We start from the raw sequence: 18,111 nt of genomic DNA on the forward strand, positions 1-18,111 counted from the left end.
CCTTGTAAAAGAATAATATGAGCGATCTGAACTACTTGTTTAAGCCTAGAAGCATTGCAGTTGTTGGTGCGTCAAGGTATAAGGAGAAAGTTGGGAATGTTATATTCAGAAATTTACTCTCCACATTTCACGGTAAACTATACCCAGTTAACACTAAGGCTGAAGACGTTGAAGGAGTAAAAGCCTTTAAGAGCGTAAAGGAAATCCCAGACGATATTGACCTAGGCATAATTACTGTTCCAAGAGAGATTGTTCCTCAAATAATGGAGGAATTAGTAGAAAAAGGAGTAAGAGCTTCCATAGTTATAACTGCAGGATTTAGAGAGGTTGGAGAGGAAAAACTGGAAAATGAGGTAATAGGCATTGCACGAAAAGGAGGGATTAGGGTTCTAGGACCAAACACCTTTGGGATTATTACACCAGAATTTAATGCAACCTTTACTTATACCGACGTAAAGAGGGGAAACATTGGCCTAGTAGTTCAAAGTGGTGGGCTAGGAGTTTACATGTTAAACTGGGCTCAGAAGTATAGGATAGGGATAAGTTACATGGTGAGTTTAGGTAATCAAGCTGATGTAAAGGAGTATGAAGTTATTAACTACTTATCTAGGGATGCTGAGACAAGGGCAATATTCGTTTATTTGGAAGGAGTTTCAGATGGAAACGCCTTTCTTGAGACTCTACCAGAGGCTACCAGAAGAAAACCAGTAGTATTTTTGAAAGGAGGGGTTACCAATAGTGGAGCATCAGCTGCTAAAACTCACACTGGTAGTTTAGCTGGATCATTTGAGGTGTTTAAGGCTGCAGTTAAGACGGTTGGTGGGATTTTAGTGGAGAATCTTCATGACATGTTGAACTTGGCTAAAATATTGATGTACTCTGAACCTATAAGTGAGGAGATCTTAGTTATAACTAATTCTGGTGGACATGGCGTATTAGTTTCAGATGAGATAGATAGAAACAAGCTAAGGCTTGTGGAAATTCCAGAATGGATGAAGAAGGAACTAACTAAAATACTCCCACCAACATCTCTTCCTAAAAATCCCCTAGACCTAACTGGAGATGCCGATAAGGAGAGATATTATAATGCGCTAAAAATAGTTAGCAATTTAGATTGTACTAAATTGATAATAGTACAATCGTTACCTATGGTGAGTTGTAGCGACGTTGCTAGAACTGTGTCGAATTTTAAAGGAAAGGGAGTAATTGGCGTAACCATGGGCCTAGATGAGGATATGGCGTTAAAAATATTGGAGACAACTGGGATTCCAGGCTATACTTTTCCGGAAGATGCTGTAAAGGCAATTAGATATTACACTTCTAGACCAACACCCAGAAGAAAGATTAGGACTATACAGCCAATTGAGGCTGCCTTAGAGTTGGTTAAGGGGAAGAAGACTCTTAAGGACTTCGAGGCATTAAAACTTATGGAAATTTACGGGATTAGGACTCCAAAATGGGGACTAGCAACAAATGAGAATGAGGCACAAAACGTTGCAGATAGCATAGGTTATCCAGTTGTAATGAAGATATCTCCAGATACGCCAGTTCATAAAACAGAAATGAAAGGTGTTATAGTAAACGTTGAGAAAGAAGACGTTAAGAAGGTTTACAGCGAGTTGTCAAAGATAACTAGTAGAGTGTTAATTCAACAGCAGTTAAATGGATTGGAAATATTTGTGGGAGGTTTAAAGGATCCTGCGTTTGACCACGTTGTGTTGGTAGGCAGCGGCGGAATCTACGTCGAAGTACTCAAGAACGTAGCTTATGCGCTTTCACCAGTTTATGAGGACGAGGCACAAGAGTTATTAATAGAGAGTAAGATTCACGACATGCTGTATGCACGAAAGAGGGGATATGATGAGAACTCATTAATAAGGACAATTACCAGAGTGTCAAGAATGATAGTTGATTTGAACGTAAAGGAAATGGATATTAATCCACTATTCGTTAACGAAAACGGGGCATTTGCGGTAGATGTGAGAATAGTTTTAGAGTAATTTTCATAAAAACTTTTTTAACAAGAGTTTATTTTCATGAAAACGAACAATTGACTATGGATGGAAAATCTTTGCTTCAAGGCAATGTAATTAGTTTGATTGCCTCACTTATCATATTATATGGACTCATTCTCCTGTTAGAGAACGGTATTTATTTTGCCTTATCTAAAATTTTTCTAATCCTTATGACTTTAGTATGGATATTGGCAATACCGTCTTATCTCAGCTATCGGAGAAGTGGATTAAAAAAACAGTGGATCTTGAACTATTTTGCAATTCTTGCAATAATAATAACATTTATAGGGATGATTATTGCATATACGGGAAATTTCTTGGGAATAGAAATTATAGTCTTAGGATATATATTTGAACCAATAGCTGGAATATCAATATATTTAACAACGTTAGGTTTTTCCAAAATATATTCCTCCTTATTCTTCTGGGGTGCAGTAGTGTTTACTATCGGATTGCCTTTATACCTAAGTAACCTCGGGATAGTGGCGGTAATAGGAGATATAGTAAAAATGATAGGAATAGTAGGATTGATGGCAATAGCCAAAAAGACTTATTTAGCTAAACCTAATTAGAGGATTTTTTTAAAAAAAAAAAAAGAAGATTACTTCATTACTTTGTACTATTTTACATTAAAGTTAAGGTGGTTTTACGTCAATTGCTGCAACTGGACAGACGTTAACACACGCCATACAGAATATACAAGCTTGTTCATTGAAAGGATCAGCCTTTTTTTCAGATACCGGATTCCCTGGAGTGTCAAACCATCTGAATACGTTTACCGGACAAGCTGTTATACATGAACCATCTGCAATACATACGTCGAAGTCAACACCCACAATAGTACCATGAATACCTAGGACTTTAGGCTCATCAACCGGTCCATATATTTTATGACCTTCATGCTCTCCTACTACTTGCCTATTTTGTCTGTAGTTAGGATCTATGCCCACACTGTCTCACCGATTTACGTTATATGATAAAACGTTAAAATAAAGCTCGCCTAATTTTTTAGGCAATTTTGAGAATTTGGTTATTTTTGATTAAAATATAAGGGCTATGTCTTATTTTGCCGATAAACAAATATGGCCTTGGGGACAAAAATGATCGCCCTTCAAAAGATAAGCAAAGAGCAAGAGAAGGAGAAAGAAATAAAGAAAAAATTAGGAATAGCTAAGACGATTGAGTTACCCATAGGCGGTTCCATATTTTATTTTGATATTCCAGATCATCCAATGGTTTACGTTAGTGAGACAAGTGGTATAATTTATATAAACGGTTCAGCCTATTGGGAACCTCAAATCCTAATGTTGAAAGACCTCACTAATGAATTTGTTAATCAAACCGTAGAGTTGGCAAAAGCCGTTAACGAAACCGTGACTAAGATTGATGATGTTAAACTGGGATTTGATGAAAAGAAAAATGTTGAGAAAAGAAAATTTTACCTTCTAATTGGAGATAACGTAGAGATTGGCTTCTATTATAACCTTTATTTGCCAGACGGAAAGAGAAATGGTATAATAGAGATGGTACCTTATTACAAAGAGTATAAATAATAAGTCGTAAACACGATGATAATAATATGATATCATTAGTTTTAACATTAGATCATAGAAGACTTGAGGGATTAGTAGAGGACTTTCTATCAAACCCTAGCCTTTCTATTTATGAGAAGATTTGGAAAGCATATACTAATCATATCTATTGGGAGGAGGAAATTCTCTTTAAGAAGATTACGGATACTTCTTTTCTAGCCATTATAAGGGGCCTAGAGACTGAGCATGGAAGTATGTGGATTTTATTAAAACAGACAGAAGAGTTACTGAAATCTAATGAGATTGAAGGAGCTGAGGAGAAAATACGCGAGTTCATGAGAGTACTTTTAGAACATGATGGTGCTGAAGAGGGAAGCGTATATCAGTTTCTTGAATCCTTATCAGATGAGGAACAAGCTAAGCTAATCTTGGAAGATATAGAGTTAGCGGAAGTGCCTAGGGATTGGAAATGTCACGCAATTACCTAATACCTTAGGTGTCTCATATAAATCCTTAGTTTAAAAGGAGAAAACGTATGAGATTGCCACTTTTACTGATGATTGTGGGAATATTATTACTACTACTTGGAGGAATACCTGCAGTATTTGAGTTCATGAACATGCAAGGGTTCTTCATAGACCCGACTGAGTCATTATTCCCAGCTCACTGGTTCATAATGATATATGGCTTCTTTGGCGCTTTGATAGGAAACGAAATATTGGTAGCGTTGAGCGTTGAATGGAGTGGAAAAACTGCCGATAACAAGCTAATAGTAGCCTATTTATTGTTAGTAGTCTTAGGTTCAATTTCATCCCTTTTCCTTAGCCAACAATTGGGACTTATTTTCATCCTACTTAGTATGGGAATTCTCCTATATTATTCAAAAGAATACCTGTGCGTATCAAAAATAGGTCTGTTACCTACAACCTACAATTGGTTATTATTTTACTCTATCATGATATCCACTGCCATAGTAGCCCTTCAACTTGGATTAGGATATACAATACCTTATATAAACCTAATATTCCCAGCCAGTTTAATTCTTGCCGTAATGGATAGGGATATTGCACTTGTAACTGGAGTGAAAATTTCTAGGCATTGGGAAAACGTTTTAGCTTTCATATTATTAGTTATTGGGATGGGAATTTACCCTAATGGTAGTATTTTAATGATTCTAGCGTGGATTTTATCGTTTCACGCTTCTGGGTTATACAGATTTAAGGGAAGGAGATATCCAATGCTACACTTAACCACTGCTTGGATATACCTTTTGATCGCATCAATATTAGTCTTTAATTACGATATTTACATCCACGCAATAGCTGTGGGTTTTCTCTTCAACACAGTATTTGGGGTTGATGTAGTATTGATGGATTTATTTGTCAACGCCTTTGGAAGAAGGATACACGTTAAACCTTCCTATATTCCATTCACATTGCTAAACGTTGGCCTGATAATGAGGATTTTGTACGATTTCGGATTGTCAATACCAATTCTTTTATTGGCTGCCCCATTACAAGGAATTGGAATACTTTCATTTTTCGTATTAACACTTAAACAAGTGGTGATGGTTAAATGAATAGGGGTAAAGTTAGGAATCATGCGTTATATTTTCTAGGAGTACTCACTTACATAGTTGCTCTAATACCGTTCCTCAGTGTTAATTTAGTAAAGTCACTGATACTTATTCCAATAATAGCTTATACTTTGCCCATAATGGAATACTTACAGCCTAAAATCATGTCCTTAAAGATAGGATATAAGGACGTTCTGTTAATGATACCTCCGATTATCCCTTATATTTTCCTCCCATATGACGAAATAGTTTACGTTTTAATACCGTTAGCACTAATGGTACTCACATTCACATTATATCTTACAAAACACACTATGTGGGGAAACGTAATAGGTACTGCATTTGAAGCGTCTATATCGATTGTTTGGGGGGTATTCATCAATAATTCCCTATTCCTTATACCATCAATATACTGGCTCCTCTACATTTTCACTGGGGCGTTATACGTGGAGTATAAGATACCGTATAGGAAACTAGATAAGGGAATTGTACAGATAAGTTGGATTATCTCATTAGTTTTAATAATAGGGCTGAGTATAAGGAACCCAATCACCCTAATAACGTTAATTGAGCCGTCAATTAGATATTTAATACCAGGAGAAAAGCTGAAATCGCCTAAGGAAATAAGGGATTTGGGTAAGAAAGGGTCGAAGAAGGATATACTCTTTGTTGTGCTATTAGCGATAACGTATACTTTATCGAGAATATTTCCCATTATCTAGTTTATGCAAAGTATGTGATTCGAGCAAAACTTTCACTTTAGAAAGATTTTGACGAGGTTGTTGAATCCCAGGTGCAACTTATGCCTCTCAAAGACTACGTAGCCCAGAACCCTTTCTCTATGCGACTAGACAGAAATCTTAAAGCAGAATGTAAATATCAGAATACTAGCTTATTGGTGAAAATTAAAGGATTTATAAATACAATTGATACTAAATATATTCGAGGAGATAAGGAAGAACTTGATTAATGGGATAAGAGGTACAAAATAAAAAAATTTGCATATATAAGAAGTTTTATAAACCTTAAGGGAAATCTTATATTATGTCTCAAGAGGTTAGGATTGCAAAGACGTTAGATGCTAGGGGAATGTATTGTCCGGGCCCAGTTTTGGAAACTGCAAAGGCAATTAAGCAGATAAATGTTGGTGAGGTTTTGGAAATACTAGCAACAGACCCAGCTGCGAAACCAGACATTGAAGCGTGGGCTAGGAGAACCGGAAACCAAGTAGTTGACATACAACAACAAGGAGGAGTAACGAGGATATTAATTAAAAGAATGAAATAAATAGGGATAACTAATTATTGATTTCCTATTTTTTTATACCATTTTCTTTAAATTTCGGTATTAAATTGATTGGGTAAGGTTGCCTTATATTCCATTTGTCAGTCTTAAATGGTTCCCCATTAATTGTAATTACTCTTTCAGCTATTATATCGCAATATTTACATTCCTTACAACTTCTCGTATCACAATCATTTGTGAAGAAGAACTTTATCCATCCCTCAGGGAACTTAGTATTCTCTATCTTCACTTTAGTTAGTACAGAATAGGATGACGGTCCATTAACTATTTGAATAGCCTTGGTAGCTGCTCTTCCTTGAGGGTAGCTAACAAGATCTAAGAGATCCCCTTCATATCTTCTCTCGGCAAAAGCCTTAACCACGTTCAATATCCATCCTGTCTTTTTATTTCTCCCTGCAATCTTAAACCTACTTATCCCTATCTCTTCGTAGTATTTTATATCCTCTGGCCTAATCCACCTACTCCTTATCAAATTTGCTGGATCGTTTAAGACATCAGTTGCACATAATAATACAGGGTACTCAAACCAAACGTCATTTACTCCATTTACCATAGAAGTAACTGATGAAATTCCGTCATGTGTAAGTCTAAACGGGCAACCGTAAAGACAAGAATTGTTGAGTATTAACTCCACGTCGAATTTATTAGTTTTAGATAATGAAGCAACCTCTCTTAATAATTTGAAATCCCTATTTGCATCCTCATGCATAATAACAGTGTTTACACCTAAATTCACATACTCCTCAACTTCCCTTACATTGCGAATTCTAGAGAACGATGAGGCTGACACTTCTAAGTCAGGGTATTCACTTCTTATTAGCCTAATAAGAAAGGGTACTGCTATTATGAAGCCATCAACTCCTAGACTTACTAACTTGTCGATCTCTTTCATTACTTTACCAATAAATTCGGCATCATATTCCTTACCCAATAACGTGTTAGTATTCATTGTGTAGAGAAATTTTATGCCGTAAGAGTGGGCTTTACTAATGTGATTCTTGAACTGCTCTTCCTTAATATCGGGTACTATAAAACCAGCCCTACCGTGTCCAGTTATTGTCCTTTTAAAACTTCCAAAAATGTATTTAACCTCTGGATACTTTTTTAATCCTTCCAATAGGGAATCATCGAAATTTGTAGCAACTACCAGCTTCATATGATATCAGACTTTTTCATTTAAATAAGATTGGCTAAGGAAAAACATGTGGGAAGTAGTTTAACGGGGTTTATTAGGAAAAAGTTATTTTAGGAACTTTACATCCAGCGGTCGTTATTTCCCTTTAAATACGGGTCTCCTTTTTTCAAAGAACGCCCTAGCTCCCTCCTTAGCGTCCTCTGATGCTAATGCTTGGTTCTGCATCTCCCTTTCTAGGGCAAATGCATTATACCAAGGCAAATCCATTCCTTCATTTACCGCCAATTTCGTAAATCCTACAGCTAATGATGGACCTTTAGCCACTTGTCGTGCAAACTCAAAGGACTCTTCAAACAGTTTCTCAGGTTCTATTAATTTGTCTAATATTCCGAGTTCATAGGCCTCTTTAGGAGAGAGCGTCTTTCCGGTTACCATTAAGTATATTGCCTTAGATCTACCCACTAACCTAGCTAAAAACTGTGTCCCGCCCTCCCCTGGTATTAGGGCCAAATTGGCTACCTCCGGCATACCAAATTTTATGTTTTCATCGTTAGCGCCAAATCTTAAATCGCACGCTAACGCAAGTTCTAACCCACCTCCCATACAATGCCCGTTTATACTAGCAATTATTAGTTTCTTAGTGGACATCATCCTAAGCATGACCTCCTTACTGAACTGACTCGATAATCCAATATACTCTGGCGACTTGTCCTTTATTTCATTTATATCAAATCCTGCAGAGAAGAACCTAGGAATATTGCTAGTTATAAGAATGGATTTAACGTTTTGGTCAAATCTCGACTCGACTATTAAGTTATCTAATTCCCTTAACATCTCAAGATTATGTGCGTTTGCTGGAGGTCTATTTAATTTAATAATTCCTACTCCATCTTCGACTTCTATTTTGAAGTACTTTGGATTTAACTCACTTAAGCCCATCAGTCTCACCTAATATACCCTTCTATTTCTATTTATATCTGGTAACTCTAAACCTAGAGGAGTAATTAGTTCTTTAATATCCTTAATGTATAACTGTCTCATTTCATCATTCCTCATTTTCTTTATCCCATACTTGTACGCCAAATCTATCGTAATCGACTTAGAGTGGCCAAACATGTCTAAGCCTCTAGGGAACCACTTATTTATTAACGCTTGCGCTAAATCCCTCTTGCCTTCCTCAACTAGCTTCTTAATACCAGTATATCCAAAGTTGATATGAAACTCCTCCTCCATCATCATCGTGGGTATTATCCTAGATAAGGGACCAAAACTAGAATCCTCAAAGGCTAATAACTGGAACATTCCTACTCTATCTATTAAAAAGGTGAAGCCTAAGGTATCTTCCCACATATTGAATGGAATATTAAATGCGTCAAGCTTATGTTTACCCATTCGCCTAGATAGTAGATCTTCAGCTATTTTCTTTCCCTCCTCACCGAATTCTTTTAATATCTGAATTACTTGCCATCCATGCCTCATCTCATCTACCATAATTCTCGAGATAGTTACCCTATCAGATAGTTTTGGTGCGTGAATTAACCAAGGCATATGCTGCTCTATTGACGCAAATTCCGTATCCCCCTGAACTGACAATAACTTAAATAAGACTTCAACTGCCTCTGGTGGAAGATCATAAATTGACTCAAACTTTCTTAATCCCTTATACTCTCCCCATCCAACAACTCTTTTAGGCTTTTTGTATTCCACAACTACCATCATTATACCAATTGTACTTAAAAGTATATAACGTTTTCTGTACGTAGAAAGAAAAAAGCGAAAAGCATAAAAGTTTCTAAAAATTAGATACTTAATGAGTTACTATGCAAAAATTTAACAGTGTAAGGGAACTGTCACAAGATCTAAAAAATACATTAATAGAGGTAATAGCATTAAGGGCAGACTTCGAATTAGCTATGGTAGAACAAACTTCACCCTGGCTAGTTAACGCGCCAACAGTAGATGACAGATTATTTACGGCTAAGCTAGTTTCAGATGAGCTGAATCATGGTTGGCAACTAGTGAGATTACTGGAAGAGTTTAACGTTAAGGATAGAGTAGTTAAAATTGAAGAAGCTAGATTGGGAATCCATATGTTGGAGGTATCTAATCTACCTCTATTTAACTGGGAAGATGTCATAGCATTTGTATTTTTAGTAGATAGGGCAGGGTTATATCAGTTGAGAGCAATTAAGGATTGTTCATTTGAACCATTAGCCAATTTGGCCTCTAGCATGATTAAGGAGGAAGAGACCCATTTATTTTTCTCTAAGAACGTATTGAAGGCCTATCAGAATAAGAATAGGTTACAAGCTGCGCTCAACTTCTGGTTCCCTAGAGCCTTAGAGATGCTATATAAAGTGAAATCCCTAAATGAGGTTCATCTTAGAGACCTTAACGTTTCCGAATTGATAAGTGATAAACTCATTGAAGATTACGTAAGATCGACTAATGAGGAGATGAGGAATTTTGGATTCGTTGAAGTAAACTACGATAAAAATCTCCACTATAATATTATACTAAAGTAAATTGCGAGATTTTAACGTACTAGATTAACAGCGTAAACTATATAAATTGGTTTAAAAAATTAAATAATAATGACTACCAAGTATGGTAGAATTTTAAACGTAACTGATGCGTTGTTTTCAAAATGGGACAATAATGAGGCAGATAAAAGAATAGCAATTTATTATAAAGATGAAGTTTGGTCATATCGCAAGGTAATAGAGGAAATAAACAGAGTAGGTAATGCCCTAAGGGAATTAGGAGTGGAGAAAGAAAATAGGATATTGATGATAGCGTACGATACACCGTTCTTTATATCGATTTTCTATGGTGCCATGAAAATTGGTGCGATCCTGGTACCGGTTAACACTTATTTAAAACCAGAGGAGTATCTTTTCCTTTTAGAGGATACTGGAGCTAAGGTATTGGCAATTGAACCAGACATTTGGCCCAAGTTAGCTCCATACCTTAAAGGTAGAGCTAATAAACTTAAACATGTTATAATTTTGCCCAATATATCAGAAACGCAGAAGATCATTTTCGAGGATCACAATCACAAGGCAGAGTTGACTTTTTATCATGGACTCGTTTCCACAGCCTCCACCCACTTAGAAGCTGAAAAGACTTCTCCAAACGATATGGCGTTTTGGCTCTATACGTCAGGGACTACGGGACATCCTAAAGCAGCAGTTCACTTACATAAAGACATATTAGTTGTTCTCGATACCTATGTGAAAAACGTTCTCAAAATCAGTGAAAAAGATAGACTATTCAGCGCCTCTAAGCTATTTTTCGCTTATGGATTAGGAAATGGATCCTACTTCGCCTTTGGTAACGGTGCCTCAACCGTTCTGATGCCAGATAGAGTAGAACCCAGAAGGGTATTGGAGACCATACATAAATACAAACCAACTATTTTCTTTGGAGTACCTACTTTATACAACGCAATGCTACAGGTAGAGGATTGGAAGAATTACGACTTAACTAGTTTAAGATTTTGTGTTTCTGCTGGAGAACCTACCCCCGTTAATATATAATAAATGGAAAGAGAGATATGGCGTAGAAATTCTAGATGGTATTGGTTCCACTGAGGCACTTCACATATACATCTCTAACATTCAAGGTAATTCTAAGTCTGGATGTACTGGGAAACCAGTGCCGGGATATGAAGTTAAAATAGTAGACGAAGACGGCAAGGAGGTTCCACCTAAAACTGTTGGGGATCTCTACGTGAAAGGAGATAGTGTAGCCATGTTTTACTGGAACGATTATGAAAGTACTAGAAAGAACATGGTGGGATCTTGGTTTAGAACTGGAGATAAGTTTTACAGAGATGAAGAGAGATATTACTACTATGTTGGAAGGTCTGACGATATGGTTAAGACTTCAGGATTATGGGTTTCTCCAATAGAAGTGGAAGCAGCGCTGTTAACACATCCTGCAGTTCTAGAGGCTGCAGTTGTAGGTATTCCAGATGAGGTAGGATTAGTAAGGGTAGTTGGGTTTGTTACGCTAAAACAAGGGTATTCGCCAAGTAGTGATTTAGCTGAGGAGATAAGGAATTACCTTAGGGAAAAATTAGACCATTATAAGGTTCCTAAAGAAATAAGGTTTGTTACGGAAATTCCTAAGACTGCAACCGGTAAGATACAACGATATAAGTTTAGGCTAGGGGAGATCAAATAATTTATAAGGACAGTTAAAAAGAAATTAACCCTTTATAGAGAGGTCGATGAGCTTTATAACACTTGCTACAAGTAAGAAAATTTTTTAGTATTAATTTATAAGGTTGTTATTAATGAAGATACAGTCATTGTTCTTTACACTCTATGGAGATTATGTGAAGGATTCTGGAGGAACGATAAGTTCTAAAAGTCTAATCGTAATCTTTAAGGAATTTGGATTTTCCGAAGGAGCAATAAGGGCAGGATTACATAGAATGAAGAAAGCAGGACTTATAGTGGGAATAAAAGGAGAAAATAGGAAAGTTAGCTACAAATTATCAGAAAAAGGTATGCTAAGATTATTGGAAGGGACTAGGAGAGTTTATGAAAAAGTTAGGAGAAGATGGGATAATAAGTGGAGGATAGTAGTATATAATATCCCAGAGAACAATAGAGAACTAAGAGATAGGTTAAGGAGAGAGCTGAAGTGGCTCGGATTTGGTATGTTAGCGCAATCGACGTGGATCTCACCAAACCCAATTGAAGATACCTTAAAGAATTTCATTAACGATCACTATGGTTCATCTAATGGTATACAAGTAGACATTTTCGTTGCCACTCATCTGGGAGAACCAAAGCGACTAGTAGAAAAGTGTTGGAATTTATCTGAGGTTGAACAAGCTTATAGAGCGTTCTTAGAAAAATGGACTGGAGTACTAGAAAAGGTAAGTAGTCTAAAAAGTAATGAGGCGTTCGTAACTAGGATACTACTTGTCCATGAATATAGAAAATTTTTAAACATTGATCCAGATTTGCCTGAGGATTTATTACCTTCAAATTGGATAGGGTATATAGCATACGATCTATTTATGAAATTAAGGGAGGAACTTACTCCTAAGGCTAACGAGTTCTTTTATAAGGTTTATGAACCATGAAACATTTTTATCCCTTCAAATTACTTATTAAAACAACATGTGTAGAATGTTTGCATATAATGGAGATGACAAGGAGCACTTAAGGAGACTTACTAATTGCCTAGTTAAGGCATCACTAAATGACCCATTGGCTAACGAAACCCACGGTGATGGTTGGGGAATTGTAGCCATTACTAGTAATAATTTAATACACTATAGGAGTCATCTCCCAATATTTAAGGACGAAAATCTAGAGAAAATCCTAAACTTGTTAGATGGTGAAATGAAAGTTATAATTCACGCTAGGCAAGCCAGCGATAAGAAACTAGTCTCTCCCTATTATTCCCATCCTTACTTGGAAAGCACTCCAAAGTCAACACTATTCTTAGCCCATAATGGTACCGTTGATAAATACAAATTGGGTAGTATGCTAGGAATAGACCCCACGCATATGGTTGATTCAGAACTCGTTGCTAAATATTTGGCAACATATGACGTCAAGGAGGTTGTCAAGTTGCAAGATTTTACACAATCTGCATTGAATTTATTAATCATGGAGATAAATAGGATTGATAGATCCTCCACAATCTACTTCTATAATTATTATAGAAAGGATAGGATAACAAGAAAAGAAGAGTACTATAAGTTATACTTTAATAAAGGCGCTGTTTACTCCTCATCTTTAGCCTATACTGGTTGTGAAAAGGGAGAGGAGGTCAAGTTCGGGAATCTGGGAGAGCTATAATGATTAACATTGTACTGAGGATATTATGGAGTGGAGGCGTGACCAGAGTAGCTTTGGAAGAAGCTAGGAATATGAACGCTAAATTAGGAGTTTACAGAAACGCTGGGACCAAATACGATTTATCGAAAGTCAATCTACAAGTACTTTTCGAGAAAAATAATAGTAAGTCCATTTACAAATCCTTAACCTCAATTTACGCTAAAAAATAGGGTGGTGTCACAACAGTAGATCTAGATAGTATAATGAGGGCAAGAGATATGATAAGAGGACCAGCAATATTTCATGACAAATTCGCTAAAATAACGGGATATCTGAGGAAAAAGAAAGGGTAAAGCTGAAAGGTTAAAGGAATTTATAGAAGAGGCTGATTTGAGTTGAGAATAGAGGAGTTAAAACCTAAACCTCCGTCATTAAGAGAATATCTTAACGTTAAACCTTCAAATTTCCCATCTAGATTATTCCTATATTATACCTATTTAAAAACATATATTAACTTGAGGTATTTTAACAGATTTCCTAAGATAAACGAAGAATATACCAAACTATTAAAGGTGGAATATGAGGACATGTATTGGTATGTGAGAAAAGAAAATTTAATTCATGATATTTGGATGATATTGCTTCATAACGAGCCAGAGGTTAGGAAATGGATTAGCTTCGAGAAAGGTATGATATTTGTTGACATAGGGGCATATATAGGTTCATATACCATAAGGGCTGGGAAGAGAGGGGCAAATGTTATAGCCTTTGAACCCAATCCTATTTCCTTTAAAATTTTAGAACTTAACGTTAAGGAAAATGGGTTGACCAATAACGTTAAGTTTTTCAATAAGGCAGTTTGGAGTGCAATTTGCAAAATAGAACTATTTGCGAATAATGACATGACTTCAGCCTATGAGAGTAAGGGTAACAAGATTGTGGTTGACGCAATTACTTTAGATTCTCTTAACTTAAAAAAGGTAAATTTATTAAAGGTTGACGTTGAGGGTGGTGAATTGGAAGTATTGAAAGGAGCCACGAATACCTTAGATATAACTGATAAAATTTTGATAGAAGTCAGGGAGGAGTTCGAGAAAGATATAAACTCGTTATTACGTGCAAATGGATTTAGACTAGTCAAGGTCGACATGACTTATGATAATATTGGAAATTTCTTATATGAGAGAGCTTCATAGCAATTATTGAATAGTTAAAGTACTTTCTATATATTACATTCATCTAAGATTTAGTAGTTCTATGAAAATACAGAGCCTTACAGTTAACTTTTTAACTATCACATTCTAATAACCCTCATGGATCTATCGAAGCTATTGGAACCAATAAGAATTGGCGATGTCGTTTTAAAGAACAGAATAGCCATGTCCCCAATGATTAGCAATCTAGGCACGCCAGAGGGTTATCCAAGCGATACACACATAGCTTACTTAGCTGAGAGAGCTAAGGGAGGAGTCGGGTTAATTATAACGGAATACACATACGTTAATCATGTAGACGCTAGGGGGTCAGTTAACGAACTTGGAATGTATTCAGATGAGTTAACGCCAAAGTTCATGAGGTTAACTGAGTTAATTCACGCTTTAGGGAGTAAAATTTTCGTTCAATTGGTTCACGTTGGTAGGAAGACTAGGAAGGATATAATTTGGGGTAACAAACCAATAGCCCCTTCTCCCATTCCTATAATGGACGAAGTAAGGGAGATGACTAAGGAAGATATAGAAAGGGTTAAAAATGATTTCATAAACGCAGCAATGAGAGCTAAGAGGGCTGGATTTGACGGAATAGAACTTCATGGAGCTCACGGGTATCTATTAGCCCAATTCTTATCTCCCGCGACAAATAAGAGGAATGATGAATACAAAGATGGTGTAAGGTTTGTAGAGGAAATCCTTAAGGGCATAAAGGAGAAAGTTAAAATCACTGTAGGTATAAGGATTAGTGTAACCGAATTCGACAATGAGGGGTTAACTCCAGAAATGGTAGCTGAAATAGGTAAGAGGCTTGAAAAGGCGGGGATAGATTATATTCACCTTTCTGCTGGTAGGGATGGTCCTTTAGGTTCTAGCATGCCATACTATTACAAGAGATTAGCATTCCTTGAAGAGGCTAAAGTTGTTAGGGATGCGGTTAATGTTCCATTATTCCTAGTGGGATCTATGATAACTCCAGAGGATGCGATTAAGGCGAGGGAAATTGGTGACGTCGTTGTGTTGGGGAGACAATTGTTGGCTGATCCCTATTGGCTAGAGAAAGCGAAAAGGGATTTACCAATAAGACCATGTATTAGGTGTAACCAGTCATGTAGGGGGGTTGTATATAAGGAGGTAAGATGTGATGTTAACCCAGAATTAGGTTGGGAGTTATTACCACCATTGGAGAAGGGAAAGGGAGGGGTTATCGTGGTGGGAGGAGGTGTAATGGGTTTAGAGGCTGCAAGGGTTTTAGCTTTGAGGGGCTTTACTGTAACCTTATATGAACAAAACAATAGGTTAGGAGGACAGTTCCTACTTTACAAGGATCCTTGGAAGGTCAAGGAGTTCTTGGAGTTAATTAGTTACTACGAGAAAGAGTTAAAGAGGCTTAATGTTGAGGTTAAGCTTAACGCTAAGATGGAGTGTTCTGATTGTATAATGGCTATACCCGATTACGAAATACCTAAAATGCCAGATGTCAAGGGAGAAAAGGTGTTGATAGATTCCAACCTTTACGTTTATCACGACTACGCCTTTGAACTTGCTAAATATAACGAGGTTTTCATGACTGAGAGGTCGTTTAAGGGGTTGGACAGAACTAGGGAGTACTTGCTGAGAAAGGAGTTAAGTGAGGTTGGTGTGAAGTTCTTAGAGGAAAGAAATAGCATGAGGTTTGACGTGGAGATACATAATGTCGTTGATGATCAACCCAGTATTGGTAAGTCTATACAAAGAGGTTACTGGTTAGGTAGAACTTTCAAGTCATATTAAAAACATTTCATCACGTTTTTCAGCCCTGGCCACTCTAATCATTCAAAATGACATTTTCTTTTAATTCTTTTTAAAGCTTATGACGAATATGAGTGAAGACAACTATTCCTCCCGTGTCAAACTAGAAAGAGAATAACCATCAACTGAACATAAACAAGAAAAAACAAAAAGGATTTTAGCTTTTATTATTCCTTCATGAGCTTACTTCTTTTGTTTCTCTAACATTTGTAATAGCTCTTTTGGAGCGTCTTTCTCGCTTACTGCTCCTCTACCGGTCTTTCCTCCACCCTCGTCATAGGTGAAGCTTATCATCTTGCCGACTCTCCATACTTTCTTTATCTTGCTTATATCTACTTGTTTTTCTTCTCCCTTATACTTGAACTTTACTGTTGCCATATTTCTTCAAGTTATCCTTATGTTAATCTCTTAAATATACTTTACGGTTTTAACTCAAGTATAACTTAAGGTAATATCATAAGACTAAAAAGAGTTAATCCTTTAAGAGAAGAATATAACTTATTTTCAGAAATATAGGTTCTAAATAACAAACATTCAAAAAACTTGATTTAGAAGAAGATAGAAATTTAAAAAGGTTTTAGTTAAGGTTAGGAATACCAGATCCAACCATAATATGATTTCTTTTCTTTTTGTAATGAACGCCACTCTTCTGGAAACTCATTTCTCAAGTATTCCTCTGGTAATCTAGCCATGTCGTAAGTAATGGGAGTGTTAACTCTAGAATTGTCATTCTTTTTATCTTCTTTCTTGTGACTAATTTTGAGGTTTATCATACATTTCACCCTAACTATATATAGGCCTTCTAATTTATAAACTTATCTAACATAAGTTAAAAGGGTTAAAACATATAAAACCTTAGGAATACTTTCCCATCTTCAATGAATAATACTTTCAGTGTACTGGATCTAATTCTTTTTTGAAGAAACGATAATGAGATGTACCCATACTTGATTGGAGTAACTAGGAACACTTATTACATCGTGATGGAATCTGAGAGGAACCCGTTAGAGTCATACCTAGTAAGGATAGTGTACAAGGATAAAAGCGTAATCAATTATTCGTGTAGTTGCAAGGGATTTGCAATGAGAGGAAAATGCAAACACATAGCCATTGCTAAAAATAAGGTGAGATTTATAAACGAGGAGAGGGTATGAATCTTGTGAGGCTCAGAACCCATTACGTCTTTTCGACGGGACTATTGACACTTCTGGACTCCGTACTCTTTCATGAATATTTTTACTACACTCTAATCTTTAGCGGAATAGTTTCAGTAATAGGTAATTCCTTGATTGATAGGATCGGCCATAAGGAGATCGCAACTAGGTACGGATATATCCCAGTAAGGACACCGTTGACCCACACAATCCCCAGAAGTATAGCTTGGGGTATAATCTCCGTAGTCCCAATCCTTATCCCCCTATTGATTTATTATTACGGATTGAGCTATCACGAATACTATTTCTCCCTTAACAATAAAGTAGTGTTACTAACACTGTTAAACGGTGTAATTATTGGACCCTCCCATATGCTCTTAGACGTATTCACCGAGAGGGGAATCTACGTTAAAAAACACGGAAAATGGAGAAGATTTGCATTAGCACATTTCAGATATGATAATCCGGCAATTAACGGTTTAGCAATAATAGCTGGTGCCGTAATGATATATCTGGCTTATCTCTGAGAGCTTCACCTTTAAGAAAAAGCTAGTTCTGATATCTTCTACGCCTTAAAAGGCAAGAGTTACG

General features: G+C 36.5%; 22 protein-coding genes and 1 pseudogene. 17 read left to right on the forward strand and 6 right to left on the reverse strand.

From position 1 onward, the window contains the following. Nucleotides 1–17: 17 nt before the first annotated feature. Together J5U23_RS10360 and J5U23_RS10365 are read left to right on the forward strand one after the other, a co-directional pair. Nucleotides 18–2,000 (forward strand): acetate--CoA ligase family protein, encoded by a 1,983-nt coding sequence (locus tag J5U23_RS10360; RefSeq protein WP_218266101.1) that lies wholly within the window; start codon nt 18–20, stop codon nt 1,998–2,000. Between the two features lie 56 nt (nt 2,001–2,056). Beyond that, nucleotides 2,057–2,587: a hypothetical protein gene (locus J5U23_RS10365; RefSeq protein WP_218258175.1), complete on the forward strand. Its 531-nt coding sequence runs from the start codon at nt 2,057–2,059 to the stop codon at nt 2,585–2,587. Nucleotides 2,588–2,650: 63 nt separating this feature from the next. Here the strand turns inward: J5U23_RS10365 and J5U23_RS10370 are convergent, their stop codons facing one another. Continuing rightward, complete coding sequence (locus J5U23_RS10370) at nt 2,651–2,965, reverse strand: 4Fe-4S dicluster domain-containing protein (RefSeq protein ID WP_012710822.1); 315 nt, start codon at nt 2,963–2,965, stop codon at nt 2,651–2,653. 150 nt (nt 2,966–3,115) lie between these two features. On the opposite strand from J5U23_RS10370, the gene J5U23_RS10375 reads away from it, so the two are divergent. From J5U23_RS10375 to J5U23_RS10400, 6 genes are all read left to right on the forward strand, one after another. Further along, entirely contained in the window at nt 3,116–3,568 is a 453-nt protein-coding gene (locus tag J5U23_RS10375) for a hypothetical protein (RefSeq protein WP_218266102.1), read from the forward strand. A gap of 26 nt (nt 3,569–3,594) precedes the next feature. Continuing rightward, a complete protein-coding gene (locus J5U23_RS10380) occupies nt 3,595–4,035 on the forward strand; it encodes a hemerythrin domain-containing protein (RefSeq protein ID WP_218266103.1) in 441 nt (146 codons plus the stop codon). A gap of 47 nt (nt 4,036–4,082) precedes the next feature. Next, complete coding sequence (locus tag J5U23_RS10385; protein WP_218266104.1) at nt 4,083–5,126, forward strand: nitric oxide response protein; 1,044 nt, start codon at nt 4,083–4,085, stop codon at nt 5,124–5,126. After that, a complete protein-coding gene (locus J5U23_RS10390) occupies nt 5,123–5,845 on the forward strand; it encodes a hypothetical protein (protein WP_218266105.1) in 723 nt (240 codons plus the stop codon). Before J5U23_RS10385 ends, J5U23_RS10390 begins: the two co-directional genes overlap by 4 nt. A gap of 80 nt (nt 5,846–5,925) precedes the next feature. Then, nucleotides 5,926–6,093 carry a hypothetical protein gene (locus tag J5U23_RS10395; RefSeq protein WP_218266106.1) on the forward strand — a complete coding sequence of 56 codons (168 nt, stop codon included), beginning with the start codon at nt 5,926–5,928 and terminating at the stop codon, nt 6,091–6,093. 74 nt (nt 6,094–6,167) lie between these two features. Next, nucleotides 6,168–6,410 carry a sulfurtransferase TusA family protein gene (locus J5U23_RS10400; protein ID WP_009989047.1) on the forward strand — a complete coding sequence of 81 codons (243 nt, stop codon included), beginning with the start codon at nt 6,168–6,170 and terminating at the stop codon, nt 6,408–6,410. A 25-nt stretch (nt 6,411–6,435) separates the two neighbouring features. Here J5U23_RS10400 and J5U23_RS10405 read toward each other — a convergent pair whose 3' ends face one another. From J5U23_RS10405 to J5U23_RS10415, 3 genes are all read right to left on the reverse strand, one after another. Continuing rightward, nucleotides 6,436–7,584 (reverse strand): peptidase U32 family protein, encoded by a 1,149-nt coding sequence (locus J5U23_RS10405; protein WP_218266107.1) that lies wholly within the window; start codon nt 7,582–7,584, stop codon nt 6,436–6,438. Between the two features lie 114 nt (nt 7,585–7,698). Then, nucleotides 7,699–8,502 (reverse strand): enoyl-CoA hydratase/isomerase family protein, encoded by an 804-nt coding sequence (locus J5U23_RS10410; RefSeq protein WP_218258181.1) that lies wholly within the window; start codon nt 8,500–8,502, stop codon nt 7,699–7,701. 9 nt (nt 8,503–8,511) lie between these two features. Next, the gene (locus J5U23_RS10415) at nt 8,512–9,282 is read right to left on the reverse strand and encodes a 1,2-phenylacetyl-CoA epoxidase subunit PaaC (RefSeq protein WP_218266108.1); all 771 of its coding nucleotides are present in this window, start codon (nt 9,280–9,282) and stop codon (nt 8,512–8,514) included. A gap of 101 nt (nt 9,283–9,383) precedes the next feature. Here J5U23_RS10415 and J5U23_RS10420 point away from each other — a divergent pair, with 101 nt between their 5' ends. The 7 genes and pseudogenes from J5U23_RS10420 (at nt 9,384) to J5U23_RS10450 (ending at nt 16,348) form a co-directional block, all read left to right on the forward strand. Beyond that, the gene (locus tag J5U23_RS10420; RefSeq protein ID WP_218266109.1) at nt 9,384–10,088 is read left to right on the forward strand and encodes a 1,2-phenylacetyl-CoA epoxidase subunit PaaC; all 705 of its coding nucleotides are present in this window, start codon (nt 9,384–9,386) and stop codon (nt 10,086–10,088) included. Between the two features lie 69 nt (nt 10,089–10,157). After that, a pseudogene (locus tag J5U23_RS10425) lies at nt 10,158–11,751 on the forward strand (benzoate-CoA ligase family protein). Between the two features lie 112 nt (nt 11,752–11,863). Next, a complete protein-coding gene (locus J5U23_RS10430; RefSeq protein WP_218258185.1) occupies nt 11,864–12,664 on the forward strand; it encodes a PaaX family transcriptional regulator in 801 nt (266 codons plus the stop codon). 37 nt (nt 12,665–12,701) lie between these two features. Next, the gene (locus tag J5U23_RS10435; RefSeq protein ID WP_218266110.1) at nt 12,702–13,388 is read left to right on the forward strand and encodes a class II glutamine amidotransferase; all 687 of its coding nucleotides are present in this window, start codon (nt 12,702–12,704) and stop codon (nt 13,386–13,388) included. Beyond that, on the forward strand, nt 13,388–13,597 hold the full coding sequence (locus J5U23_RS10440) for a hypothetical protein (RefSeq protein WP_218267569.1): 210 nt from the start codon (nt 13,388–13,390) through the stop codon (nt 13,595–13,597). The genes J5U23_RS10435 and J5U23_RS10440 overlap by 1 nt, the downstream gene beginning before the upstream one ends. A gap of 165 nt (nt 13,598–13,762) precedes the next feature. After that, nucleotides 13,763–14,563, forward strand: a complete 801-nt coding sequence (locus J5U23_RS10445) for an FkbM family methyltransferase (protein ID WP_244988781.1) — start codon at nt 13,763–13,765, stop codon at nt 14,561–14,563. Nucleotides 14,564–14,680: 117 nt separating this feature from the next. Continuing rightward, nucleotides 14,681–16,348, forward strand: coding sequence for an oxidoreductase (locus J5U23_RS10450; RefSeq protein WP_218266111.1), 1,668 nt, complete (start codon nt 14,681–14,683; stop codon nt 16,346–16,348). Between the two features lie 201 nt (nt 16,349–16,549). On the opposite strand, the gene ssh7a is transcribed toward J5U23_RS10450, so the two are convergent. Further along, nucleotides 16,550–16,744: a chromatin protein Ssh7a gene (ssh7a, locus tag J5U23_RS10455; protein ID WP_009992021.1), complete on the reverse strand. Its 195-nt coding sequence runs from the start codon at nt 16,742–16,744 to the stop codon at nt 16,550–16,552. Nucleotides 16,745–16,953: 209 nt separating this feature from the next. Next, nucleotides 16,954–17,139 (reverse strand): hypothetical protein, encoded by a 186-nt coding sequence (locus tag J5U23_RS10460; protein WP_218258188.1) that lies wholly within the window; start codon nt 17,137–17,139, stop codon nt 16,954–16,956. A gap of 162 nt (nt 17,140–17,301) precedes the next feature. Here J5U23_RS10460 and J5U23_RS10465 point away from each other — a divergent pair, with 162 nt between their 5' ends. Both J5U23_RS10465 and J5U23_RS10470 read left to right on the forward strand, forming a co-directional pair. Further along, nucleotides 17,302–17,520, forward strand: coding sequence for an SWIM zinc finger family protein (locus tag J5U23_RS10465; protein ID WP_218258189.1), 219 nt, complete (start codon nt 17,302–17,304; stop codon nt 17,518–17,520). Continuing rightward, a complete protein-coding gene (locus J5U23_RS10470; RefSeq protein ID WP_218266112.1) occupies nt 17,517–18,047 on the forward strand; it encodes a DUF1286 domain-containing protein in 531 nt (176 codons plus the stop codon). Before J5U23_RS10465 ends, J5U23_RS10470 begins: the two co-directional genes overlap by 4 nt. The last annotated feature ends 64 nt before the right edge of the window (nt 18,048–18,111 follow it).

This window comes from Saccharolobus shibatae B12 (assembly GCF_019175345.1).
GTDB lineage: Archaea > Thermoproteota > Thermoprotei_A > Sulfolobales > Sulfolobaceae > Saccharolobus > Saccharolobus shibatae.